The organism is Cupriavidus sp. 2SB (assembly GCF_005503625.1).
GTDB lineage: Bacteria > Pseudomonadota > Gammaproteobacteria > Burkholderiales > Burkholderiaceae > Cupriavidus.
Genome location: NZ_SCMX01000092.1, coordinates 1 through 24,225, shown reverse-complemented (window position 1 = coordinate 24,225; position 24,225 = coordinate 1). Strand labels below are relative to the sequence as shown.

The 24,225-nt window shown below is 64.1% G+C and carries 18 protein-coding genes; 10 read left to right on the top strand and 8 right to left on the bottom strand.

Going from position 1 to position 24,225, the window contains the following annotated elements; all coding sequences use genetic code 11:
* Window positions 1-234: 234 nt before the first annotated feature.
* The 4 genes from FFS21_RS27980 to FFS21_RS27965 are packed head-to-tail and all read right to left on the bottom strand — an operon-like array spanning window position 235 to window position 4,624.
* Window positions 235-1,107, bottom strand: a complete 873-nt coding sequence (locus FFS21_RS27980; RefSeq protein ID WP_137927953.1) for a metal-dependent hydrolase — start codon at window positions 1,105-1,107, stop codon at window positions 235-237.
* Complete coding sequence (locus FFS21_RS27975) at window positions 1,104-2,105, bottom strand: alpha/beta fold hydrolase (protein ID WP_137927952.1); 1,002 nt, start codon at window positions 2,103-2,105, stop codon at window positions 1,104-1,106. The genes FFS21_RS27980 and FFS21_RS27975 overlap by 4 nt, the downstream gene beginning before the upstream one ends.
* Complete coding sequence (locus tag FFS21_RS27970; protein WP_137927951.1) at window positions 2,102-2,995, bottom strand: SDR family NAD(P)-dependent oxidoreductase; 894 nt, start codon at window positions 2,993-2,995, stop codon at window positions 2,102-2,104. The genes FFS21_RS27975 and FFS21_RS27970 overlap by 4 nt, the downstream gene beginning before the upstream one ends.
* A gap of 48 nt (window positions 2,996-3,043) precedes the next feature.
* On the bottom strand, window positions 3,044-4,624 hold the full coding sequence (locus FFS21_RS27965) for a flavin-containing monooxygenase (RefSeq protein WP_137927950.1): 1,581 nt from the start codon (window positions 4,622-4,624) through the stop codon (window positions 3,044-3,046).
* 330 nt (window positions 4,625-4,954) lie between these two features.
* On the opposite strand from FFS21_RS27965, the gene FFS21_RS27960 reads away from it, so the two are divergent.
* From FFS21_RS27960 to FFS21_RS27930, 7 genes are all read left to right on the top strand, one after another.
* Window positions 4,955-5,551 carry a hypothetical protein gene (locus tag FFS21_RS27960; protein WP_137927949.1) on the top strand — a complete coding sequence of 199 codons (597 nt, stop codon included), beginning with the start codon at window positions 4,955-4,957 and terminating at the stop codon, window positions 5,549-5,551.
* A gap of 14 nt (window positions 5,552-5,565) precedes the next feature.
* Complete coding sequence (locus FFS21_RS27955) at window positions 5,566-7,161, top strand: GMC family oxidoreductase (RefSeq protein ID WP_137927948.1); 1,596 nt, start codon at window positions 5,566-5,568, stop codon at window positions 7,159-7,161.
* 208 nt (window positions 7,162-7,369) lie between these two features.
* The gene (locus tag FFS21_RS27950; protein WP_137927947.1) at window positions 7,370-8,308 is read left to right on the top strand and encodes a TetR/AcrR family transcriptional regulator; all 939 of its coding nucleotides are present in this window, start codon (window positions 7,370-7,372) and stop codon (window positions 8,306-8,308) included.
* A gap of 223 nt (window positions 8,309-8,531) precedes the next feature.
* Window positions 8,532-9,425 carry a DUF1571 domain-containing protein gene (locus FFS21_RS27945; protein ID WP_137927946.1) on the top strand — a complete coding sequence of 298 codons (894 nt, stop codon included), beginning with the start codon at window positions 8,532-8,534 and terminating at the stop codon, window positions 9,423-9,425.
* Between the two features lie 245 nt (window positions 9,426-9,670).
* Window positions 9,671-11,038: a DUF2957 domain-containing protein gene (locus tag FFS21_RS27940; RefSeq protein WP_137927945.1), complete on the top strand. Its 1,368-nt coding sequence runs from the start codon at window positions 9,671-9,673 to the stop codon at window positions 11,036-11,038.
* Window positions 11,039-11,109: 71 nt separating this feature from the next.
* The gene (locus tag FFS21_RS27935; RefSeq protein WP_137927956.1) at window positions 11,110-12,402 is read left to right on the top strand and encodes a DUF2957 domain-containing protein; all 1,293 of its coding nucleotides are present in this window, start codon (window positions 11,110-11,112) and stop codon (window positions 12,400-12,402) included.
* 21 nt (window positions 12,403-12,423) lie between these two features.
* Window positions 12,424-13,278 (top strand): OmpW/AlkL family protein, encoded by an 855-nt coding sequence (locus tag FFS21_RS27930; RefSeq protein WP_137927944.1) that lies wholly within the window; start codon window positions 12,424-12,426, stop codon window positions 13,276-13,278.
* A gap of 152 nt (window positions 13,279-13,430) precedes the next feature.
* On the opposite strand, the gene FFS21_RS27925 is transcribed toward FFS21_RS27930, so the two are convergent.
* The 3 genes from FFS21_RS27925 to FFS21_RS27915 are packed head-to-tail and all read right to left on the bottom strand — an operon-like array spanning window position 13,431 to window position 19,356.
* Window positions 13,431-14,900 carry an efflux transporter outer membrane subunit gene (locus FFS21_RS27925; RefSeq protein WP_137927955.1) on the bottom strand — a complete coding sequence of 490 codons (1,470 nt, stop codon included), beginning with the start codon at window positions 14,898-14,900 and terminating at the stop codon, window positions 13,431-13,433.
* A 14-nt stretch (window positions 14,901-14,914) separates the two neighbouring features.
* A complete protein-coding gene (locus FFS21_RS27920; protein ID WP_137927943.1) occupies window positions 14,915-18,064 on the bottom strand; it encodes an efflux RND transporter permease subunit in 3,150 nt (1,049 codons plus the stop codon).
* 50 nt (window positions 18,065-18,114) lie between these two features.
* Window positions 18,115-19,356 (bottom strand): efflux RND transporter periplasmic adaptor subunit, encoded by a 1,242-nt coding sequence (locus FFS21_RS27915; RefSeq protein WP_137927942.1) that lies wholly within the window; start codon window positions 19,354-19,356, stop codon window positions 18,115-18,117.
* Between the two features lie 439 nt (window positions 19,357-19,795).
* Between FFS21_RS27915 and FFS21_RS27910 the strand changes: the two genes are divergently transcribed.
* The gene (locus FFS21_RS27910; protein ID WP_137927941.1) at window positions 19,796-20,524 is read left to right on the top strand and encodes a TetR family transcriptional regulator; all 729 of its coding nucleotides are present in this window, start codon (window positions 19,796-19,798) and stop codon (window positions 20,522-20,524) included.
* Window positions 20,525-20,536: 12 nt separating this feature from the next.
* On the opposite strand, the gene FFS21_RS27905 is transcribed toward FFS21_RS27910, so the two are convergent.
* A complete protein-coding gene (locus tag FFS21_RS27905) occupies window positions 20,537-21,619 on the bottom strand; it encodes an ABC transporter substrate-binding protein (RefSeq protein ID WP_137927954.1) in 1,083 nt (360 codons plus the stop codon).
* A 191-nt stretch (window positions 21,620-21,810) separates the two neighbouring features.
* Here FFS21_RS27905 and FFS21_RS27900 point away from each other — a divergent pair, with 191 nt between their 5' ends.
* Both FFS21_RS27900 and FFS21_RS27895 read left to right on the top strand, forming a co-directional pair.
* Entirely contained in the window at window positions 21,811-22,509 is a 699-nt protein-coding gene (locus FFS21_RS27900) for a response regulator (RefSeq protein ID WP_137927940.1), read from the top strand.
* Window positions 22,502-23,971: a sensor histidine kinase gene (locus tag FFS21_RS27895; RefSeq protein WP_137927939.1), complete on the top strand. Its 1,470-nt coding sequence runs from the start codon at window positions 22,502-22,504 to the stop codon at window positions 23,969-23,971. Before FFS21_RS27900 ends, FFS21_RS27895 begins: the two co-directional genes overlap by 8 nt.
* Window positions 23,972-24,225 lie beyond the last annotated feature (254 nt).

Genomic DNA, 24,225 nt, shown 5'->3' with positions numbered 1-24,225 from the left:
ATAACCATCGCAGGCTTCACTCGGCGACGCAAGACATGCCGCCGGCCGAGTACGAGGCTTTAAAGAGTAGGTCTGCCTGAAAAAGTGTCCAAGATTACTTGACCACTACAGAGCAAAACAAGCGGGAGAGGGGAGCACACCGACGAGGATTCAAACCCTGCCGGTTTTCTCCCCTCTCCCTCTGGGAGAGGGGCGGGGGAGAGGGCAGGCGCGCGAAGCACTATCGCAACAGAATCAAGCCGCTGACCTCAATGACGGCGCACGCGTACTCGCCCCAGCCTTGATCGCCGTCTGCTCGATCTCTTCGATCAGCGGCATGATGCGGCTCAGTTCCGCGCGGTTGTCTTCGTCCCACGGATGGAAGCCCGGCCGGAAGTAATCGAACCATTCCGGAATCATCTTGCGCAGCACACCCGGTGAACCCCACAGAAACTTGATCACGCTGCCGAAGCCCGTCAGCTTGTTGCGGCACGTCTTGTCCGCCATCACCAGCCGCACGTGGAATACGAACACCAGCGCCCAGAACGTAACCGTGGTGGTCAGCATCGTGAACGCGCGCAGCAGGTAGCGATACGGTCCCGGCTTCATCACCGTGTTCCACACGTCGTACGCCACCGCCTTGTGCTCGGTTTCTTCCAGCGCGTGCCACGTCCACACCTGTCGATATCCCGGCTCGGACACACCCATGTGGCGCGGATCGGACAGCATGCCGCCGGCCAGCATCGCCGTGTAGTGTTCCAGCGCGATGGTGTGCGCGAGCTGCCACGATTTCGGCAGGATCTTGCGCAGCAGGTTAAGCAGCTTGGCCACCGCGTTGTCGAGCTTCGACGCTGGCAGTCCTGCATCGTCCAACAACCGGTTGTAAAGGATGTGCTCGCGCGTGTGCATCGCCTCCTGCCCGATGAAGCCAGCCACAGCCTGCTTGAGTTCAGGATCGGTGACGCGGTCGCGGTAGTTGCGCACGCTGTCCATGAAGAAGCGTTCGCCAGCCGGGAAGAAGATCGACAGCGCGTTGATGAAGTGGGTGACGTGCTGCCCGCGCTCGTGCCAATCGCAGATGCGTTCGGGCGGCAGATGGGGATGAACGTCGCGGCGTACGGGCATCATGACGAGGACTCCTGTGTCGAAGGGACCGACGCCTCACGGGCGCCGTCGAGGAAGGGCAGCAGGTCAGCCGCCACGCGCTGCGGGTCTTCTTCCATCGGGACATGGCCGAGACCCGCATAGCGGTGCAGCGACACGACGGGGAGACGTGCCGCGAACGCCGCGGCATGCGCGGGCGGTATCCAGCGGTCGCGCTCGCCCCACAACACCAGCGTGGGGGCTTGCACGCCGCGCAGCCGCTCGGTATCCAACGCATCGAAATCGAGCCTCGGCACCATGCGGCCCACCGCTTCGCGGCTGCCTGCTGCATAAAAGAAATCGACGTAGCGCCGGAACGTGGATTCCGGCACGCGCCTGGCATCGCCGTACACATCGCGTGTGGCCGCGCGGATGATCGCTTCGGGCAACATCCACGGGGCCGACCAGCGCACCACGGCGTGCCGGAACAGATCGATGTAGATCGGCAGCTTCATCGGAAAGCCTGCCGCATCGATCAGCACGAGCCGGTCCACCAGCGCGGGCCGGCGTGCGGCGAGATCCCACGCAATCAACCCGCCCAGCGAGTTGCCGATCAGCGTGGCGCGCGAGATACCCACGGCCAGCAGGAAGCTGTCGATGAAGCTGCGATACACATCGACATCCATCGTGACCACGCGACCGCGTGCATCGCGCAGCGGGCCGGTCAGACCGAACGGTGGAAGATCAAGACGGATCACGCGATACCGCTGGCGCAGCATCGGCATCAGTCCTTCCCACGTGTGCAGCGACGCGCCGAACCCGTGGATCAGCACCAGTGGCTCGCCCTCGGGCACGCCTTCTTCGGTGTAGTGAACAAGTGCGCCCATGACCTGTACCCAGCGCGAGGTTGGCAGCGCATAGCGGCGCGCGAGCGTGTCGCGCGGCAGGCTCGTGAAACCCACGCGGCCCTGGCCGAACCAGCGCGTGAATCGACCGGGCGGTGCCTGCAGCACCGCTTCGCGAGGCAGGGCGGCGCGCGTCATGCGCGTTCTCCGCCGGGCGCCGATGCGGAAGCGTCGCCTTGCACGAACTGCCGACGCTTGCGGCGCGTCTCGCGCACCACGAGCGACTGGTACGCAGCGGGCAGCAAGCGCGCCATCGCATCGGCGGCGTATGCATCGGGGCCCACCAGCACGCGCCGCTTGTTGGCACGCACGGCATCGAGGATCACGCGCGCAGCCTTGTCCGCCGAGGTGATGAAAAATTTCTCGAACTCCTCGCGGCCCTGTTGTTCATCGCGCACCAGCAGGCCGTTGACGCTGGACGAGACCCGGCTGTCGCGCGCGATATTGGTCTTGATGCCACCCGGATGCACGGTCGTGGCCGACACGCCGCAATCCATCAGATCCAGCTCCTGCCGCAGCGATTCGGTGAAGCCGCGCACGGCGTACTTGCTCGCGTTGTAAGCGCCCATGCCGGGTTGCGCGAACAGGCCAAATACGCTCGACGTGTTGACGATATGCCCTTCGCCGCTGGCTTTCAGGTGCGGCAGGAAAGCCTTGGTGCCATACACCACGCCCCAGAAGTTGATGCCGATGATCCATTCGAGATCGTCGTAGCGCATACCTTCCACGGTGCTGGAGAGCGCCACGCCCGCGTTGTTGAAGATCAGGTTGACACGGCCATGTTCGCGCGCCACGGTATCGGCCCACGCATACACTGCAGCGCGATCCGCTACATCCACAACATGCGTGGTTGCGTGGATATCGGGCGCTGCGCGCTGCACCTCGGCAAGCGTTTGCGCCAGCCCCGCCTCATTGCGATCCGATAGCGCCACGTGGCAGCCGGCATGCGCCAGTTGTATCGCCAGGGAGCGGCCCATGCCGGAACCGGCGCCCGTGATTGCGGCCACCCTGTTGCGGAAATCCTTCATCGATCTCTCCTCGGTCAATCCAGGTTCGCTTCTGTTTTTGGGGACGGCTCAGGCGCGCACCGTAGCGGCAGGCACGTTGGAATTGACGTCATGGTGCGCCGTGTCTGCATCGCGTTCGCGCACGGGCCGGCGTTCGTAGTCGTTCATGCGGAATGTCCGCGTGGCGTTGCGGAATTGCCATGTGAAGCCGGGCCAGAGCGTGGTGTTCTTGCCGTTGTTCGGGTCGATGTACCAGCTTGCGCAACCACCTTCAGACCAGATCGCGTGGCCCAGCTTCTGCTGGATGCCGTGGTTGAACTGTTGCTGGACGGGCGGGCGCACATCCACCGCTTGCACGCGCTCGCGGCGCATTTGTGCGAGGGCATCGAGCACGTAGTTCACCTGCGACTCGATCATGAAAACCATCGAGCTATGGCCGAGTCCGGTGTTAGGGCCGACGATCAAAAACAGGTTCGGGAAGCCCGATACCGTGGTGCCCAGGTACGCCTCGGCGCCATCGCGCCAGGCATCGAGCAGATCGCGTCCTTCACGGCCCACGATCACGCCGCGCGGCAACGGATCGGTCGCGTGAAAACCCGTGCCCAGGATGATCGCGTCCACAGGGCGGCGTGTGCCGTCGCGCAGCACCACCGCGTCGGCTTCCACATGGTCGATACCTGTGGTGACCACATCGACATTGCTGCGCGACAGCGCCGGGTAGTAGTCGTTGGAGATCAGCACGCGCTTGCAGCCGATGGTGTAGTCCGGCGTCAGCGTCTGGCGCAGCACGGGGTCCGGCACCTGGCGACGCAGATGGCGGCGCGCGACCTGCTCCACGGCCTTCATCAGTTTCGGATGAATCACGAAGCCCAGCACGCGCGACTCCAGCATCCAGTACAGCCCCGTGCGTGCGAGCCGCTGCGTGAACGGCAGGCGGCGGAACATCGCGCGTTCGAACGCCGACACACGGCGATCTGGCTTGGGCATGATCCACGGCGGCGTGCGCTGGTAGAGATCGAGTTGCGACACAGCCGGTGCGATCTGCGGCACGAACTGGATGGCACTGGCGCCGGTGCCGATCACCGCCACGCGCTTTCCTGTTAGCGGATAGTCATGGCGCCACTGCTGCGAATGGAACATCGTGCCGGCGAAGGTATCGAGGCCAGGGATGTTCGGGATCGATGGACGGCTCAGCCCGCCCATGCCCGAGATCAGCACGCGGGCGCGCACGCAGCGCCCATCGGCCATCTGCAGCCGCCAGACCGCTGCGGCATCGTCCCACTGCGCGCTGCGCAATTCGTGGTTCAAGCGCAGGTGTTCACGCAATCCGAAGCTGTCGGTGCAGTGTTCAAGGTAGCGGCGGATTTCCGGCTGCGGCGAGAACATGCGCGACCAGTCCGGATTGGGCGCGAACGAGAACGAGTAGAGGTGCGATTGCACATCGCAGGCGCAGCCCGGGTAGTGGTTGTCGCGCCAGGTGCCGCCAATGGAACCAGCGCGCTCGAAGATCAGGAAATCCTCCACGCCCGACTGCTTCAGGCGGATACCCATGCCGAGTCCGGCAAAGCCACTACCGATGATCGCGATATCGCACGCAACCTCCGGGCTGTCTGCCGACAGGTAATCGGGGAGATCCGCTGGAGCATTCATGTAGCGCCTTTCAATGGGGTGGGCTGATCCCGCCGGTGGCTGTCTAACCGGATCAGCGCCATCGTTGATTGTGACATTGGTCGATGTCATCATAGGAACCGGTTTCGCGCCCCGTCAAACTGCTCGTTGGAAGAATTGCTCTATTTGCGGCGCGTTTCCAGTGGCGGAGCGTGCACATCAAACGCAGCCCGGCCATGCGGAATTGGCGTTGGCGGCGGATGTCGGTCGTGCGTTTGAAACCTGACAGTCGCCGCAAATAAATTTCGCCGGGTTCGGCAGAATCACAACGCCTCGGGATACCTGAGCCACATAAGAAAAAATGGAGACACGATGCCCCTACCGGACCTTCCCCCGGACCTTCCAGCGGACCATCCCTCGGCACCTTCGCGCCGGCATTTCCTGAAGGTCGGCGGCGGGTTCTGCGCGGCCATTGCCTGCTCGGCGCTGCTGCCCGCGCTGACGGGCTGCTCGCCCGCCGCGCCACCGCAGGCCGGCATGGCCTTCCTGCGACCCGATGACGTGGCGCTGTTCCGCGCGGTGCTGCCCGCCGTGATCAGCGAACTCGAAACGATGCCCACCGCGCAGCGCGAGACAAGGAGCACGGCGGCCGTGAAGAACATCGACGTGACCATCGCCGCCATGGGTCAGAACGGCCGCGACGAATTGCGCAAGCTGCTCGACCTGCTGGCCAGCACTCCGCTGCGCTGGGCCGTGGCCGGCGTGCGCAGTCCGTGGAGCGAGGCCACGCCGGAACAGGTACGCGGCTTCCTCGGCCGCTGGCGTAGCAGCCGGTTCGCCACGCTCAATGCGGGCGGCGTGGTGCTGGTGAAGCTGATCGGCGTGGGCTATTACGTGGTGCCCGATACCTGGAGCGCCAGCGGCTACCCCGGCCCCCACGCCGCGATCTATCGCGCCATTCACAGCTAACAGCAAGGGCCGACATGCCGATTCCCGATATCTACAGCGCCGGCATCGCGTCCGGCTGGAAGGTGCTCGACGCCGCCACGTTCACCGCCCCGCGCACATTGGAGGCCGACGTGGCCATCATTGGCACGGGCGCTGGTGGCGGCATCGCGGCGGAGATCCTGAGCCAGGCCGGCCTCACTGTGCTGATGATCGAAGAAGGGGGGCTGCACACCTCCGACAGCTTCAAGGACATGGACGAGGCGCGCGCCTATCGCGAGCTGTACCAGGAGGCCGCAGCGCGTGCCACCTCGGACGGCGCGATCTCGATCCTGCAGGGCCGCTCGGTAGGCGGCAGCACAACAGTGAACTGGTCATCGAGCTTTCGTACGCCGCCGCAGACGCTGGCGCACTGGACATCCGAACACGCGGTGACGGGGCATAGCGTGGAGGACATGGCGCCATGGTTCGCGCAGATCGAGGCACGCTTGAACATGGCGCCGTGGGCGATGGACCCGAACCCCAACAACGCGGTGCTTCAGCGCGGCTGCCAGGCGTTGGGCTGGGAGTGGCATGCGATTCCCCGCAACGTGAAGGGCTGCTGGAACTCGGGCTATTGCGGCCTGGGCTGTCCGGTCAACGCCAAGCAGTCGATGCTCGTCTCGACGATCCCCGCCGCGCTGGCCCATGGCGCCACGCTGGTGCACCGGCTGCGCGTGCGCACCCTCGACCATGACGGAAAGTCTGTACGCGGCCTGACCGCCGACGCGATCGGCGCCGATGGCTACACACCCAGCGGCATCGCGGTCACCGTGCGCGCCCGGCATGTAGTGGTAGCGGGCGGGGCGATCAACTCGCCGGCCCTATTGCTGCGCTCACGCGTGCCCGATCCGCACAAGCAAGTCGGCCTACGCACGTTTATTCATCCGGTGAATTTGAGCATCGCAGAAATGCCGGAGAAAATTGATCCTTATTATGGCGCGCCGCAGTCGGTGGCATCGGATCATTTCCAGTGGCGCGACGGCGCAACAGGGCCGATGGGCTACAAGCTCGAAGTCCCGCCCATGTTCCCCGGCATCAGCGCGGGCGTGTTCAACGCGATCGGCAACGACCTGCGCCAGGAGATGGCGGCGTTGCCGCATACCAACGCCATGCTGGCGCTGTTGCGCGATGGCTTCGTGCCCGAGAGTCCGGGCGGTCGTGTCAGGATTACCGATGACGGCAGTCCGGTGCTGGATTACGACGTGAGCGATTACCTCTGGGATGGGGTGCGCCGCGCGTACCTGAGCATGGCCGAAGCCCAGTTCGCGGCCGGCGCACGCCGTGTCCGCCCGGCCCATCTGGATTCCACCCATTATTCGAGCTGGGCCGAGGCACGCGAATCCATCGGCCAATTGCCATTGAAAAAATTTCGCGCGCTGTTATTCACGGCGCATTTGATGGGTGGCTGCGCCATGAGCGATGACCCTGCACGTGGCGTGGTAAATAGCGCGGGCCGCCATCACCATTTAAATAACCTATCCGTATTAGATGGCTCGGTATTTCCCACCAGCATAGGTGCGAACCCCCAATTGTCAGTGTTCGCACTGACGGCGCAGAATGCATCCACACTGAAAAAGACCATCACGGCGTGATAAGAATTTTTGTCATGCAGAATCGGGGCTTGCATTTTAGAGGCAGACCTCGAAAAATGGACTTGTGAAACGGTGCAATCGGTAGAGTAGGCTGCTTACAACCGTTTCAAGCATCCGTATGCCGACAGAGCATGGAGCTTGGGCAGCGAGTGGATTGATTGACTTTTTTTGCAGGGGTCCACAGCGGTATTTGAGCGAGAGACGCCCCATGAAGACCGGGAAAACCACGGCAGGAGATACAAAGGCCCGCATCCTGGATGCGACCGAGAAACTGTTCATCGAGGTAGGTTACGAAGCCACTTCTCTCAGACAGGTGACGTCGCGGGCAATCGTCAATCTGGCCGCAGTCAATTATCACTTTCGCAGCAAGGAAATCATGATGCAGTCGGTGCTCGGACGCCGGCTGGATCCGCTCAATACCCGGCGTCTGGCCTTGCTGGATGCCTGCGAGGCGCGCTGGCCGGGTAACGAGATCCGCTGCGAACACGTGATGGGTGCGCTGTTCGTGCCCGCGCTCCAGATGGCGCGCGAGCCCGAGATCGGCGGGCCATCGTTCCTCAGGCTGCTGGGGCGCGTGTATTCCGATACCTCGCCCTTCATCCAGTCCTGGCTGATGGGACACTATGCACCCGTGTTCGGACGCTTCTTCGAAGCGTTTGCACGCGCGCTGCCCGATGTGCCACGGCAAGACCTGGGCTGGCGGCTGCATTTCGCGCTGAAGGCACTGGCGGGTGTGCTGGCGGGCGATGAACTGGGCAACCTGATGCCGGCCTTCACCCAAGGCAAGCGCATGAGCGACACCGAGGTGCTCGCCCAACTGACGTCGATGGTGGTGGCTGCCCTCAAGGCACCGTCGCCAGAGACCCAGGAGCTTGGCGCATTGCACGATGTCTTTGAAATCGGCGAGTCGCAGCATGCCGATGAACAGGCTCACATGGCTGCGCTGGCAGCCACGGTGGAAAGCGAAACCCAGCAAGCCGCTGCCGCCACGGCAGCCGCAGTGAATCGCGCGCGCCGCAGTGCGCGCACGGTACGCAACGAGGGCACGACGCGCTCGGCCACCGCCAGCATGGCGGTACGCCGCGAGCACTGCGCCTTCCCCAGCAATCCGCTCGATGACTGGATGCGTACCCGTCCCCGAACGTAGCCGAGCCTTTAGCCGAGTCACCAGGCGAGTATCACGGCGGCCCTGACCGGGGCCGCCGCTCCCCAAAGCCACACGTGCGATATCGCCACGCCCCAAGCGCGGCGTGACCCGTTACGTCCCTGTCGCGCCCATGAGCCCGCTGTCTGCCGACATGCGCGGGAGGGACCCGTCTTGCCTGTCGTATGAAAAAAGTCGAAATACACCGGAGTACTGGAGACACGCGATGAAGCAAATGATCACGATTGCCGCGATTGGCGGCGCCCTCGGCATGATGACCGCGCCAACGCTGAGCCTGTTCGATGTGCATGCGCAAGGCGCACCGGCACCGCAGAGCCGCGCCGCCACGCCTTACGACGGTCTGCCCACGTCGCAGCAGACCACGCTGTTCGCCAAGCAGATCGCCAGTGGTGAGCTGGCCGCGCAACCCGATGCGCAGGTGCTGGCCGTGTTCGATGCGCTGCAACCCGAGGCATTGCTGACGTGGGCGCGACAGGAAATCAATCGCTATCCCGAATACGAATACGCGATGACGCGACAGGAGCGTCTGAACGGCCAATGGCAGGACAAGCCCGCGCGCATGCTCATTCGTTATCGCCATATGCCGCGTCAGCTTTATGCGAAGTGGTTGCCTAACGGCGCGCAGTCGGGACAGGAAATCATCTACGACGAAACCAAGCGTAAAGAGGAAATGTACGGCCACCTGGGCGGCGTGCTGGGCTTCACGTCGATCTGGACATCGATCGATGGATCGCTCGCGAAATCCCAATCGAATCACACCGTGCGCGATCTCGGTTTCCAGTTCGTGCTGTCGATGCTGGAGCGCGATGCCAGGACGCTGCGCGCCGCAGGTCTCTCCGAGAAATACAGCCGCGTCGATATCGTGCAGGAGCAGGGCGTGCGCATGGTGGCGCTGACGTGGGAACTGCCCGAGGGGCCGCCCAAGTACTACGCGAAGAAGGTGCAGTTGATGTTCGATCTCAAGCATCCGTGGCCACGCCAGGAAACCGCTTGGGATGCGGACGGCAACATGGTGGAGAAGATCGTCTTTGAAAAGGCCGTGAAGAAAACGTTCGATGCCTCGGCATTCGATCCCGCCAACAGCGAGTACAAGTTCTGATTCCGCTGATCCATATGGAATACCCACTGCGGCCTGGCGCTCCCCCCGTTTGAATTCGCTCGCAACACCGTGTGCGAGCGGTTTGAACGATCTGCGGATCGCTTTGGCCGACAAGGCACTGCGGCGCGGCCACCGTGTTTGGAACGTGCGCTCTATTGCGCGTCATCGCTTGAAACGCGAGATTCCGACCACTGTGCGACATCAAAAAAAATCCGTCGCGCCGACGATAAAAACAGGAGACAACCATGGATCAGTCGAACTTTCGACGCACCATTTTCGCCGTTGCTGGGGTAAGCCTGACGATCGCACTGGCCGCTTGCGGCGGCGGTGATGGCGAACCCGGCGGCAGCACGCCACAAGCCTCGGCGCAGCAGTGCGCCACCCATGGAACGTGCACCCCATCGGGCCCCACCACCAATGCACCGGTGGCCGATATCTGCCCGAGCGTGCTCGACTACAACACCACCTACACGGGCGGCTCCGGCGCGGGCGAATTCTTGAAGATCCAGCTCGATAGCCGGCAGGGCACGTATCGCATCCAGATTCTCGAATCAGCCGTGCCGAAAGAAACCGGCACCGTCTCGCCGACGCGCGCCGGTGTGACGCTGACCGGCACGATGACGCATCCGACCAGACCGCTGCCGACTGCAGCGCAGAACAACTGTGCCTACGAACTGAAGACGGCCACGGCATCCGACGGCATTTCGCAGGCCATCATCGATCCGGCCAATCCGCCGATCCTCTTCATCGGTCATGGCGTAGCGGGCGGCGGCATTCCCGGCGCGACGATTGCCTACAACAATCCCGGCCTGGGCGGCCTCGGGGTCATTCCTGAGCGCACCTTCCCGATGTACCCGGTGATTGCCTTCGCGGAAACCGAGACCGACTTCGCGAAGGTGGCCGGCCAGTACAACATGCTCGCCTATCACCTCGTACCGTCGAGCGGCGAACTGCTCAACGGCACCAACTATGCGCCGGCCACGATCAATGCGGTCGAGACGCTGAATGCCGACGGCACCTGCACGGTGGCATCTGGCACATGCAAGTCCACGGGGCAGCCATGGACGCTGCGCATTGCGGACGGTGCGTTCGAAAGCGCCAACGATAACGAGATGCAGCCGTATCCGTATCTCTACAAGGCCGCGCTGCTGCAGGACAACTACAGCCGTGCACGCGGCGTGATGATCGTCGGCAAGCTCGAAGGAAAACTTGTACCGGTGCTGGTGCGCGTGGGCTTTGCGGAGATTGATCTGAATCCGCTCGACTTCAAGCTGCGCGTCGACGATGAATCGGGCATCGGCTTGCTGGCATCTGCATCACCGACGACCGCCGCCGTGTTGAAGGGCGGCTACATCGGCTCGGGCAGCGACTTCAAATATTCGGCCTCGGCACTGCAAGACAACGTCGCCGCATTGCTCGATCCGCAGGATCTTTCGCTCACGCCGACCGGTGCCTTCCAGATGGACTTCACGCAAACCAAGCCTGGCGTAGTCACCACCGTCGATAACAGCGGCACCAGCGGTGCACTGATCACCACCGGTCCGGTCTACGCGCATCTGTTCGGCCCGGATGCGAACCCGACATTCCGCGTCAGTGCCGTGGCAAGCCGATAAGCGCTACGAACCCTGCCTCACACCCCACAAGGCAGTCCAAATAAGAAAGCCCCAAAGGAGACATCATCATGATGCAACTGCCGCAATGGCTCGCGCCCCGCGACTATCCCAACGCTTCCGCACGGCGCTCGCGCGTGCGCCTCGTACCGGCCCTCGCCACGATTGCGCTGCTGTCCGCGTGCGGTGGCGGCGACGGGGGAGGCGGCGGGGGCGGTTCGCCGTCGCCTGCGGCAGTGGGCGTGCCGCGCCTGTGTCCGGCCACGGTGGACTACTCCACGCCGTACATCGGCGGCACGGGTTCCGGCGAACTGGTGAAGGTGCAGATCGACACCACGAAGAAGACGTGGGCCGTGACCTTCCTCGACTCGTCGGTGCCGCGCACCACGGGCACGGTGTCACCGACTCGCTCGGACCCCACCGACGGTCAGAACGTGATGACGGGTACGCTCGCGCAGGAAACCGCGCTGCCTACAGAGAAGCTGAACCAGTGCGCGTTCGAGTTGAAGGGTGCGAGCCTCGATCCGGCGCGTCCGGCCAAGCTGTTCCTCGGTGAAGGGGTGATGGGTGGCACCATTCCGGGCGCGCGCATTCAGTTCAATGGTTTCCTTGGCGCGGGTGCGGTGCCCGACACCACGTTCCCGTACTTCCAGTTCATCGGCTTCGCGCAGACCGAGACCGACCTCGGCAAGATCGCCGGCGTCTACAACGGCTCGGGCTTTCACGAGATTCCGTCGAAGGGCTTCGCCACGGTGGCGCAGGACTATCGCATGTCGCTCGCAGCCGATGGCTCGTTCACCGTCTGCGACAACAAGGCGGGCGGCACGTGCAAGCAGAAGGGCAACAAGTTCGTGCCGCAGGCTACCGGTGCATTGCTTTCCACGAACTATGAAGGCGAGCAGCCTCCGAGCCTGGGGGCCGTGATGGGCCGCGCGTACCTGATCGTCGGCAAGCTGCGCGGACAACTGGTGCCGATCATGATCCGCGTGGGCTATGCCAGTGCGAAAGATCTCCCGCTGGGTGCGGATGACGAAATCGGCATCGGCATGATGGCGCCAGCGGTGTCTTGGTCGCAGGGCAGTGTCAATGGCGAGTACATCGGCGTGGACAGCAACTTCGACTACAAGGTCACGGCACTGATCGGCGCAGAAGCCGCACAGCTCGATCCGTTCCACGCATCCGATGCCACGCGTGCCATCGCGCTGAAGCTCGACTACTCGCAGACCACGGCCGGTGTGATCACCACCACGCGCAAGGAGGGCACGCCCGGCATCACCGGCAAGCTGATGTTCACGGGCGGCGTGTTCGGCTTCATCGAAACCAACAATGGCGCGCCGTACTTCACGGTTGGCGCCTTCGTCGAATAACAATAATCGGGGAGACCATCGATGAAGCATCAACGTTACGCAACGCTATCTCGCCTGCTGGCCGTCGTGGCGATGTTCGGCCTGTTCGCCGCAGCGCCCGCGCATGCGCAGAAGAAGGGCGACAACGTCGTCTCGGCAGGCTGGTTCCACATCCAGACCTTCGGCACCAGCGGGCCGCTGACCACCAATGTGGTGGATGTGCCGATCAACTATCCACTGGGTCTGCCGTCGAGCTTCTCGGCGCCGGGCAGCGGCCTGTCCACGTCGAACTCGGACACGCTGGGACTCACGTTCAGCCACTTTGTCACCGACCATATCGCCATCACGGGCGTGGGCGGCATTCCGCCCACGTTCAAGATCTATGGCCATGGCGAACTGATTCCCCCGGGACCTGCCGGTGCGCTGGGCAAACAGAGCCTTGGTGACCCATCGCTGAACCCGATCATCTCGCGGGCGCGGCAATGGAGTCCGGCTGCGATGGTGCAGTATCACTTCCGCTCGCCCGGTGTCACGTTCCGCCCGTTCGTGGGCATCGGCGTGTCCTACAACTTCTTCACGGACATCAAGGTGAATCCGGCGTTCGCGGAATCGGTCAACAACAACCTCGGCGCGGTGCTGGCCGCAGGTGCGGGGATTCCCGGACCAACCTCGGTGCATGCCGATGCGTCGTCGTCATGGGCACCGATCTTCAACATCGGCGGCACATACAACTTCAACGAGCACTGGGGCGTGACCGGCGCGGTGACGTATATCCCGCTCAAGAGCGAATCGACCATGACGATCAAGGCATCGGACGGCACGGTGTTGTCTACGTCGAAGACGACGTTGCGACCGAATCCGATCGTGTTCTTTCTGGCAGCGACGTATAAGTTCTAACTGTTTGCTCCCCTCTCCCGCCTTTTCTGCTCCCCTCTCCCGCTTTGCGGGAGAGGGGCTGGGGGTGAGGGTCAACGCATCAATCTCCACCACGCCAAACAAAAAGGGCGAAGCCTCATCAGCTTCGCCCTTTCTTTTTTCCCGCTAGACCATCACTGCGTAGTCGTCTGAGGTTTCACCTGCGCCACCGGCGCCGTCTCATTCAACCCACCACCCAGGGCGCGATACAGATCAATCGCATTGGTCAGCCGCAGTTGCCGCGCCTGCACCAATGCCTGCTCTGCAGAAAACAGTTGGCGCTGTGCATCGAGTTCGTCCAGGTAGCTCGCCACGCCGCTGCGGAAGCGCAGGCGCGACAGCTCGTAACGCGCGGCTTCCGCGTTGCGCTGCTGCTCCTGCCCTGCCACCTGCTCTTCGAGCGTGCCGCGTGCCTGCAGTGCGTCGGCCACTTCGGCAAACGCGGTCTGGATCGTCTTCTCGTAGTTGGCGATCTGGATATTCTTGCGCACGTTGGCAAGATCCAGGTTCGCCAGGTTACGGCCCGTGTCGAAGATCGGCAGCACCAGCGACGGCGAGAACGACCAGATGCCCGTGCCCGAATCGAACAGCCCCGAGAAAGACGGGCTGATGGTGCCGGCACTTGCCGTCATCGTAATGCGCGGGAAGAACGCTGCGCGTGCGGCACCGATGTTCGCGTTGGCCGATAGCAGCGTCTGCTCGGCCTGGCGGATGTCGGGACGCTGCGTGAGCAGGTCAGACGGCAGCCCTTCCGGAATGTCGCTGATGATGCGTTCATCCGACAACTGCATCGGCGCGGGCAGGTTCGGAATCTGCGCGATGGGCATGCCCACCAGCACGTCCAGCGCGTTCTGTGCCTGCGCACGCTGGCGAGCCAGTTGTGCAGCCGATACGCGCGCCTGTGCGACGAGCGATTCGTTGTCGCGCAGGTCGAGCGCCGACGTGGCGCCCGCATCGAAACGCTTCTGCGCGAGTTCGAACGTGCTCTTGCGGGCTTCATACGTATTGCGTGCCAGCTCATACTGTTCGGCGGCAGCGCGTTCGGCCAGATACGCCTTGGCCACTTCCGATACCAGCGAGATATGGGCCGCGCGATGCGCTTCCTCGGTGGCGAAGTACTGCGCCAGTGCTGCGTTCGACAAGCTGCGCACGCGGCCGAAGAAGTCCAGCTCCCACTGCGTCACCGACAGACCCACCTGGTAGGTGCTGCCCGTGAACGACTGGCCCACACCCGAGGTCAGGCCCGAGAACTTGCCGCGCTGATAGCTGGCGTTGCCGTTCACCGTCGGCAGCAAGTCCGCGCGCTGGATCTGGTACTGCGCACGCGCTTCCTCGATTCGCAGGGCAGCCGTACGCAGGTCGCGGTTGTTCTCCAGCGAGGTGGCGATCAGCACCTGCAGGCGCGGATCGGTAAAGAACTCGCGCCAGCCGATGTCATTGGCCCGGCGCGTTTCGCCGGTCTTCACTTCGGCAGCGGCGTAGCCTTCGGGCGCGGCCGGATAGGCACCCGCCACCGGCGGGGCCGGCTGCTCGTAGCGCGGCGCGAGCGTGCAGCCGCTCAATACGCCGGCCACCAGCAGCAATGCGGTCAAATGCTTCGTCATTGTCAGCGTCATCGTCAGATTTCCTTGCCTTCCAGACGTGCCTGCTCGCGTTCTTCCTGAGCCTTGCTGCCCTTGAAGAGTCCGCGCACCACCACGAAGAACACCGGCACCAGGAAGATTGCCAGCACGGTGGCCGTGATCATGCCACCCATCACACCCGTGCCGATAGCGCGCTGGCTACCCGAACCGGCACCCGTGGAAATCGCCAGCGGCAGCACGCCCAGAATAAACGCCATCGACGTCATCAGGATCGGGCGGAACCGCAGGTGCACCGCTTCCAGCGTGGCGTCGATCAGGCTGCGGCCCTGCGCCTGCAGATCCTTCGCGAACTCCACGATCAGAATGGCGTTCTTCGCCGACAGACCAATCGTCGCGATCAGGCCCACCTTGAAGTACACGTCGTTGGGCATGCCACGCAGCGTCACGCCGAGCAGTGCGCCGATCACGCCAAGCGGCACCACCAGCAGCACTGCCACCGGGATCGACCAGCTCTCGTACAGCGCAGCCAGACACAGGAACACGATCACCAGCGACAGCGTGTAGAGAATCGGCTCCTGCGAACCGGCCAGGCGTTCTTCGTACGACTGGCCCGACCACTCGTAGCCGAAGCCCGGCGGCAGCTTCGCAAAATTCTCTTCCATCACGCGCATGGCAGCGCCGGTGGATTGCCCCGGTGCGGCCTGACCCGCAAGCTTCACTGCAGGCATGCCGTTGTAGCGCTCCAGGCGCGGCGAACCCATGACCCACTTCGACGAAGCGAACGCGGCAAACGCCACCATGTCGCCATTCGCATTGCGCACGCGCAGCTTGGTGAGGTCGTCCGGCAGGCGTCGGTCGGCGCCCTCGGCCTGCACGATCACGCGACGCACACGGCCTTCGTAGATGAAGTCGTTCACATACGAGGAGCCGAACGCAATCGACAGCGTCTGGTTGATTTCCGCCACCGTGACACCCAGCGCACGCGCCTTCTCGCGATCGATATCGATACGCAACTGCGGCGCGTCTTCCTGGCCTTCCGGACGCACGCCCTGCAACTGCGGCGATTGCGCCGCCATGCCGAGCATCATGTTGCGCGCTTCCATCAGCTTGGCGTGACCCTGACCCGTACGATCCTGCAGACGGAAGTCGAAGCCGGACGAATTGCCCAGTTCCGAAATAGCCGGCGGATTCAGCGGGAAGATGATCGCGTCCTTGATGAAGGACAGTGCGCCGAACGCACGACCCACCAGCGCCTGCGCGGTGTTCTCGTCGCCAGGACGTTCCTTCCAGTCCTTCAGGCGCACGAACGCGATACCACCGTTCTGGCCACGGCCAAAGAACGAGAAGCCGGCAACCGTGATCATCTGGTCCACCACCTTCGATTCCTTCTGCAGGTAGTAGTCCTCGATCTGCTTGAGCACGCCGATGGTGCGCTCCTGCGTGGCACCGGTCGGCAGCTGCACCACCGTGATCATGTAGCCCTGGTCTTCATCGGGCAGGAACGACGACGGCAGGCGCTGGAACAGCAGCACCACGCCCGCGATGATCACCGCGTAGATGATCAGGTAGCGGCCGCTGCGGCGCAGGATGCGCGCCACGATGCCCTGGTAGCCCGTGGAGGCCGTGGCGAACGTACGGTTGAACCAGCCGAAGAAGCCCTTCTTCTCGTGATGATGGCCTGCTTCCACCGGCTTGAGCATGGTGGCGCACAGGGCCGGCGTCAGCGTCAGTGCCAGGATGGCCGAGAACACCATCGACGAAATCAGCGACAGCGAGAACTGGCGATAGATGTTGCCCACCGAGCCGGAGAAGAACGCCATCGGGATGAACACGGCGGTCAGCACCAGCGTGATGCCGACGATGGCGCCCGTGATCTGGCCCATGGCCTTGCGCGTGGCTTCACGTGGCGAGAGACCTTCCTCGCTCATGATCCGCTCCACGTTCTCCACCACCACGATCGCATCGTCCACCAGGATACCGATCGCCAGCACCATGCCGAACATGGTCAGCACGTTGATCGAGAACCCGAACGCCAGCATCGCACCGAACGTGCCGAGCAGTGCCACCGGCACCACCAGCGTCGGGATCAGCGTGGCGCGGAAGTTCTGCAGGAACAGGTACATCACCAGGAACACCAGCACCACGGCTTCCAGCAGCGTCTTGACCACTTCCTCGATCGAGATCTTCACGAACGCGGAGGTGTCGTAGGGGATGCTGAATTCGTAGTCGGGCGGGAAGAAGCGTTGCAGTTCTTCCATCTTCGCGCGCACGGCGGTAGCCGTTTGCAGCGCGTTGCCCGTCGGGGCCAGCTTGATGGCGATGGCCGACGCGGGCTTGCCGTTGATGCGGGCGAGCGTCGAGTAGTCGGCACCGCCCAGTTCCACGCGGCCCACGTCCTTGATACGCACCGACGAGCCATCCGGATTCACGCGCAGCAGGATGTTGGAGAACTGCTCCGGCGTGGTCAGACGGCTTTCGGTGTTGACCGTGGCATTGAGTTCCGTGCCCTTGGGCGACGGCGTGCCGCCCAGTTCGCCCACCGCCACCTGGATGTTCTGCTCGGCCACGGCTGCCGTGACATCGGTCGGCGTCAGGTTGTACCCGGTCAGCTTGGCCGGATCCAGCCAGATCCGCATCGCGTACTCGGTGCCGAACAGGTCGGCCGCACCCACGCCCGGCACGCGGCGGATTGAATCCACCACCTGTGCCGAGACGAAGTTGCCGAGCTCGATCGCATCCGAATTGCCGGACTTGGACGAGACCGTGATGAACATCATGTAGTTGTTGCCGGCCTTGTCGACCCGCACGCCCTGCTGGCGCACCTCCGCCGGCAGGCGCGCTTCCACGCGCTTCAGGCGGTTCTGCACTTCCACCGAGTTCAGGTCCGAGTTGGAACCCGGCGCGAACGCGATGTTGATGGTGGCCAGCCCCGACGATTCGCTTTGCGACTCGTAGTAGAGCAGGTTGGGGGCGCCGTTGAGCTCCTGCTCGATCGGCGTGACCACCGAATCCTCGATGGTCTTGGCCGAGGCACCCGGATACGTGGTGCTGACCGTGATGATCGGCGGCGCGATATTCGGATACTGGGCGATCGGCAGCTGCAGGATCGCCAATATGCCGCCCAGCGCGATGATCAGCGCGAGCACCCACGCGAACACCGGCCGGTCGATGAAAAACTTCGCCATGAATCTGGCTCCCTAAAAAGGCTTGTCTACGCTTGGTCTGAGACGGGGGGTCAGCTCTGCTTGGCGGCAGGCTTGGCGTCGGGCTTGGCTTCCGCCTTGCCTTCCGCTGCAGCCGGCGCCGATGCCGGGGCGGCTTGCGCCGTCTTGGGGTCCTGGAACGGCACGGCCTTGGCCGGCGCGCCCGGCTGCACCTTCTGCAACCCTTCCACGATCACCTTCTCGCCACCCTTCAGGCCCTCGGTCACCACCCAGCGGTCATCGATGGCCTGCGGTGCCTTGACCGGCACGGCGGCAACCTTGCCGTCGGCACCCACCACCATCACGCTCGCGCCCTGCGCGGTGCGGATCAGCGCGCGCTGCGGCACGGTCAGTGCGCCTTCGTCGATACCCTGCTCGATCTTCACGCGCACGAACGTGCCCGAGAGCAGCTCGCGCTTGGGATTCGGGAATTCGGCACGTAGCGTGATGGCGCCCGTGGTCGGGTCCACGGTCATGTCGGTGAACAACAGCTTGCCGGTGGCGCTGTATTCCTTGTCGCTGGCTTCCGGGAACAGGTGCACGCGGGCACCACCGTTCACGCCCTTGACCTGACCCGAGGCAATCGCGGCGCGCAGGCGCGCCACTTCCGAGGCAGGCTGGGTGAAGGTCACCCAGATCGGATCGACCTGTTCGACGGTGGTCAGCTTGGTAGCTTCGCCCTTGCCGACCAGTGCGCCCTCGGTCACCAGCGCACGGCCCACGCGGCCGGAAATCGGCGCTGTCACGGTGGTGTAGCCCAGGTTGATCTGCGCCGTGGTCACGGCAGCCTTGGCGGCAGCGATATCGGCGTTGGCCTGGCCAGCAGCGGCCACGGCATCGTCATATTCCTGCTTGCTGACCGCGTTCACGGCCACCAGCGGCTTGTAGCGCTCGGCCTTCTGCCGCGCGGACACGGCATTCGCGTCGGCGCGCTCCAGCTGGGCCTTGGCCGATGCGAGCTGCGCCTGGTACGGGGCCGGATCAATGCGGAACAGCACCTGGCCGGCCTTGACCTCGCCACCTTCGGTGTAGTTGCGCGACAGCACGATGCCTTCCACGCGGGCGCGGACTTCGGCGGTGCGCACGCCTTCCAGACGGCCCGGCAGTTCATTGACAACGGCAACCGTGGACGGCGTGACGGTGACCACACCCACTTCCGGCGGCGGCATTGCGCCGCCCTGGGGCGCCTTGTCGCCACAGGCGGACACGAGCAGCGCGGCCACAGTGGCTGCAGCGGCAGCGGCGACGCAACGGATACGTTGGGACTTCCTCATCGATAACCCCGTGATGGCAATTTTGTAGATTCGCCGCACGCACCGGAACGGCCAGAACACAGCCTCGGTGCTACGCACCCCGGGGACGGGGCGCGGCGGGCAAGCAAGTGGAGGGGAGCCAGTTAAATAACCGGGCGATTCGTAAAACGCCGATTGCGTCACAAAAAAACGCCTTGGCTGATCCCCGAACAAACGCGTAGTATAGATACATCCGCGCATGTATGTAAGTGAAAGTTGCCGTGTGCGGCGTTTGCAACACTCTGTGATGATTGATTGCAATGGAATGTTCGGTCTGTACAAGCACGATTGTTCCGTTCGCTGTACGATTCGGGCCGCCAGTGCTGTCGTGCGACATCGTGCAATCTGGAAGGGGCTTCATCCGAAGGGGTGAAGCGTCAGGAGACCCGGGCGGCCAACCTGGACGCGGGTGAGAGAGGAAATGGTCAGACGTACCAAGGAAGAAGCGCTGGAGACACGCAACCGGATTCTGGATGCGGCGGAAGCCGTGTTCCACGCCCGTGGCGTGGCACGCCCATCGCTGGCAGATATTGCGGAAGCAGCCGGTGTCACGCGTGGCGCGATCTACTGGCACTTCAAGAACAAGAGCGATGTCTTCGCGGCGATGTGCGACCGCGTCAACCTGCCGGTGGAGGCGCTATGCGCACCCGAGCGGCTGGCGCTGCAGGCCGACCCGCTCGGCGGCATCCGCGATATCTGCGCCTTCGTGTTCCGCCAGACCGTGACCAATCCGCAGTGGCGCCGCGTCTTCGAGATCATCTTCCACAAGTGCGAGATGGTGGAGGACAACGGCGCGATCTTCGAGCGCCAGCGCCAGTCCCATCAGGACGGCACGGTCAAGATGCGGGAGCATCTGCGCCTGGCCATGGAACGCGGCCAGTTGCCCGCCGATCTCGAACTCGACCTGGCCGTCAACGCCTTTCATGCCGCCATTGGCGGCGTGCTGGCGCACTGGCTGTTCTCCCCGACCGATTTCGACATGAACCATGAGGCCGAGCGTCTGGCCGATACGTTCGTGGATACCCTGCGCCTTTCGCCCGCGCTGCGCGTGGGCTACGTGCCGCGTCCGATGGCGCCCCTCGACGCGGAAATGGCCGCGCTCTGCGAGCGTCAGCCCCAGGCCACCGCCCCTTCGATCACCCCCGCCTAGTTTGCCAACGCGCTAGCTTCTCAGCGCCTCGCGCCACCGCGCGAGGAATGCATTCTTGCGCAGCGTGTCCTGCGCGGCCAGCAGGCCGGGCCCCACGCTGATGGGCTTGAGCGCATAGCCCAGCCGCTCGGCCAGCGCATTGGCGGTTTGCGTGCTGTCCGTATCGGTGCGGATCGTATAGAGCTGCGATGTGGATTTGCCGAGCAGCGCCTGTCCATCGCGCGACAACAGATAGTCCAGCCACAGCCGTGCCGCGTTGGCATGCGGGGCCTTTCGCGCGATGAACGCCACGCGCGACATCACCAGCGTATAGTCGCGCGGCGCGATCACGCCAATGTCCGCGCCGCGCTCGATCAGTGACAGCGCGTACGATCCCAGCAGGTTGTAGCCGAGCACCAGCCGGCCGCTGGCAATACCTTCGATCATCTCGGCCGTGGACGCCGACAGCACCACCTTTGCGCGGCCCAGCGCCTGCGCCAGATACCAGAACTCGCTGCCCATGCGCGCGTCTTGCTGGGCGAGCAGATACCCCACGCCCGATCGCTCCACATCGTAGGTCACTACCTTGCCGCGCCACTGCGGCGCATGCTCCTGCAGCAGTCGCGCCAGGCCGCTGCGGCTGGCCGGCACCTGCGCATTGGCGAAGTGGCGACGGTTGTAGACAATCACTGCCGGTTCGAACGTGGTGCCCCATGCTTCATCGCGCCACACGGCCCAGCCGGGCAGTCCGGCGCGCTCGGGAGATTCGTAGCGTTGGGCGTGTCCATCGTTCACCAGCTTGATCTGCAGGTCCATCGCCGTGCTCCACAGCACATCGGCGCGGGTTCCGGTTCCGTTTTCGGACAGGAACCGCTCATGCAGTTCCACCGTGTTCAGATCTTCGTAACGCACCCGCACACCCGGAAAGCGCGCCTCGAATCCTGCGATCAATGGCTTTGCCACGTCCATGTCCGTGGAGGCATACACGGTCACCGTTCCCTCTTTCTGCGCGGCAGCGATGATCTCCGCATACTGTGCGGGATAGCCGGCGGGCACGCGGGGAGCGGGCTGCGCGAGCGCGGGCCAACCGGTCGCGATGGCGCCACCTGCAAGCAGCAATCGGCGTCGTGCGGCGCTGGGCGGATCGAAAGGAAAGCCGGAAGGATCGGACACGGGAGGCTTCGGAAAACCGGGAGTCAAACGGGGGGGCGAGGGCGGAGTTATTATAGGCGCCCGCAGGGCCGCCCGGCGCGGCCCGCGCGAACGGAACAGAACAAACAGAACGACAGGTGTGGAGGAGATCCGGCATGCGCATTCTGCTGGTGGAAGACGAGGTGGAACTGGCCCGCTGGGTGGGGCGCGCGCTGGAGCAGGGCGGCTTCGTCATCGAGCACGTCACGGACGGCCTGCAAGCCGACGCCCGCCTGATGGCCGAGGAATACGACGCCGTGGTGCTCGATCTGCGCCTGCCCGGCAAGGACGGGCTGGCCGTGCTCAAGGCGATGCGTGGCCGTGACGACCGTACGCCCGTGCTGATCCTCACTGCACAGGACACGCTCGACGAGCGCGTGCGTGGCCTGAACCTCGGCGCGGATGACTACCTGCCCAAGCCTTTCGCGATTGCAGAACTCGAAGCGCGCATCCTCGCCCTGATCCGCCGCAGCCGGGGCCGCGCCCATCCGCGCCTGCAATGCGGCACGCTGGTGTTCGATGGCGAGACCCGCAGCTTCACACTGGGCGGTGCGCCGCTCTCGCTGACGCCGCGCGAATCGACATTGCTCGGTGCATTGCTGGCCCGCAGTGGGCAACCGCTGACCAAGGCCCAGTTGCTCGACAAGGTGTTCTCGCTCGATGCCGATGTCAGTCCCGATGCCATCGAAGTCCTCGTCTATCGTCTGCGCAAGAAGTTGAGCGGCCACGGCGTGACCATCGTCACGCTGCGTGGCTTCGGGTATCTGCTCGAACCCGAAACTGCGCCGCCTGCCACGCCGGGCACCGATGCCTGACGTGGGGCAGCGTTCGCGCCAGCGTACGTGGCTTCCGCTGCGCGGCAGCTTGCGGCGCCAACTGCTGATCCTGCTCGTGCCTGCACTGGCGCTGATGATGGCCGTGGATACGTGGTTCACCTACGGCACCTTGCGCGATGCGGCCAACACGGCTTACGACCGTTCGCTCTACGGCTCGGTGCGTACCATCGACAACGCCATCGGCATGGCGGGGGAGAGCGTGCAGCTCACCTTGCCCGACGCGGCAATGGAGATGTTCGAGACCGCTGCGCAGACGCACGTGTTCTATCGCATCTCGATGGAGCGCGATGGGCGCGTCGAGACCATCACCGGCTACGACGACCTGCCACTGCCGAAGGGCACGCTCGTCAACAACCAACCGCGCTTCTACGATGCCGTCTATCGCGGCGATGCCGTACGCATCGCCGCGATGGCGCGCCCCGTGTATCGCCCTGACGCACGCATGCGCGTGATCATCCAGGTGGCCGAGACCGCCGAGCCGCGCGCGGCACTGATCGGCAACGTCTGGCGCAGCGCATTGCTGCGCGACGTGGGACTGATCGCACTGTCCGCACTGATCCTGATCGGCGGCATCACGTACGTGCTCAAGCCGCTGCAACGCGTGCGTGCCGATGTCCGCGCGCGTTCGCCTGAAGACCTGACACCACTCGAATTCGAGCATGTGCCCGTGGAAGTGCGGCCCCTCGTGGATGCGGTGAACCTGCATGTCTCGCGCTCCGAGGCCATGGCGCAATCGCAGACGCAGTTCATTGCCGATGCGGCACACCAGTTGCGCACGCCACTGGCCATCCTCAAGACACAGGCCGAGTTCGCGCAGCGTCAGTTGCAGGGTCGCCATGACGAAAACTCGCACGCGGCGGCCAGCGAGGCTGTCGGTGGCATCGTTGTGCAACTCGAGCAGGCGGCACGTCTTACCAACCAGTTACTGGCACTGGCCCGCGCCCGTCAGCCATCGCGCGATGCTTCCGATAACGACGCTGCAGTGGCGGTCGTCGATGCCGTGGCGGTGGCCGAACAGGTCGCGCTCGACTACCTGCCCCTGGCACGCGGCAAGCAACAGGATTTCGGCTGGGAACGTCCCGCCGGTTTGACGTTACCCGTACGCGCCGATGCGGCATTGTTGCGCGAAGCATTCGCCAATCTCGTGCACAACGCGATCCAGTACGCAGGGCCACGCAGCCGCATCACGCTATCCGCTGCGCGACGCGATGGACATGCAGTGCTGATTGTGGAAGACGATGGCCCCGGGATTCCCGAAGCGGAACGCGAGAAGGTGTTCGCGCGCTTTTATCGACGCGTGGGGAACGCGGAGCCGGGGTCAGGGCTAGGGTTGGCGATCTCGCGGGAGATGGCGGCGAGGTTTGGTGGCAAGGTGACGCTGCGCGAAGGTGCGCAAGGTCGAGGGGTGAGGGCGGAGATGGAGTTTTTGTTGGTGGGGTGATTGGCGAAATCTCAATCACTCCCTGCGTTTTATTCCCCTCTCCCTCTGGGAGAGGGGTTAGGGGAGAGGGCGGGCAGCTCTGCTTGCCGACCTCGTCGCAATTTGCACGGATTGCCCTCTCCCCCGCCCCTCTCCCGCAAGGGGCCTGTCAGGAATTTTGTGTGTAGGGCATAACATGTCGTTAAGGAGCATGTATGCCACGCAAACCGAAAGCCCCATTGCGGGAATTGCCCGCCATCCCGAAGGAATTAATT

Bases quoted from the DNA above. Each gene is read 5' to 3' on its own strand.
- FFS21_RS27915 (WP_137927942.1), bottom strand. From the start codon at position 19,356: ATGAGGAAGTCCCAACGTATCCGTTGCGTCGCCGCTGCCGCTGCAGCC.
- FFS21_RS27910 (WP_137927941.1), top strand. From the start codon at position 19,796: ATGGTCAGACGTACCAAGGAAGAAGCGCTGGAGACACGCAACCGGATT.
- FFS21_RS27970 (WP_137927951.1), bottom strand. From the start codon at position 2,995: ATGAAGGATTTCCGCAACAGGGTGGCCGCAATCACGGGCGCCGGTTCC.
- FFS21_RS27980 (WP_137927953.1), bottom strand. From the start codon at position 1,107: ATGATGCCCGTACGCCGCGACGTTCATCCCCATCTGCCGCCCGAACGC.
- FFS21_RS27930 (WP_137927944.1), top strand. From the start codon at position 12,424: ATGAAGCATCAACGTTACGCAACGCTATCTCGCCTGCTGGCCGTCGTG.
- FFS21_RS27900 (WP_137927940.1), top strand. From the start codon at position 21,811: ATGCGCATTCTGCTGGTGGAAGACGAGGTGGAACTGGCCCGCTGGGTG.
- FFS21_RS27940 (WP_137927945.1), top strand. From the start codon at position 9,671: ATGGATCAGTCGAACTTTCGACGCACCATTTTCGCCGTTGCTGGGGTA.
- FFS21_RS27895 (WP_137927939.1), top strand. From the start codon at position 22,502: ATGCCTGACGTGGGGCAGCGTTCGCGCCAGCGTACGTGGCTTCCGCTG.
- FFS21_RS27955 (WP_137927948.1), top strand. From the start codon at position 5,566: ATGCCGATTCCCGATATCTACAGCGCCGGCATCGCGTCCGGCTGGAAG.
- FFS21_RS27920 (WP_137927943.1), bottom strand. From the start codon at position 18,064: ATGGCGAAGTTTTTCATCGACCGGCCGGTGTTCGCGTGGGTGCTCGCG.
- FFS21_RS27975 (WP_137927952.1), bottom strand. From the start codon at position 2,105: ATGACGCGCGCCGCCCTGCCTCGCGAAGCGGTGCTGCAGGCACCGCCC.
- FFS21_RS27935 (WP_137927956.1), top strand. From the start codon at position 11,110: ATGCAACTGCCGCAATGGCTCGCGCCCCGCGACTATCCCAACGCTTCC.
- FFS21_RS27960 (WP_137927949.1), top strand. From the start codon at position 4,955: ATGCCCCTACCGGACCTTCCCCCGGACCTTCCAGCGGACCATCCCTCG.
- FFS21_RS27925 (WP_137927955.1), bottom strand. From the start codon at position 14,900: ATGACGAAGCATTTGACCGCATTGCTGCTGGTGGCCGGCGTATTGAGC.
- FFS21_RS27945 (WP_137927946.1), top strand. From the start codon at position 8,532: ATGAAGCAAATGATCACGATTGCCGCGATTGGCGGCGCCCTCGGCATG.
- FFS21_RS27950 (WP_137927947.1), top strand. From the start codon at position 7,370: ATGAAGACCGGGAAAACCACGGCAGGAGATACAAAGGCCCGCATCCTG.
- FFS21_RS27965 (WP_137927950.1), bottom strand. From the start codon at position 4,624: ATGAATGCTCCAGCGGATCTCCCCGATTACCTGTCGGCAGACAGCCCG.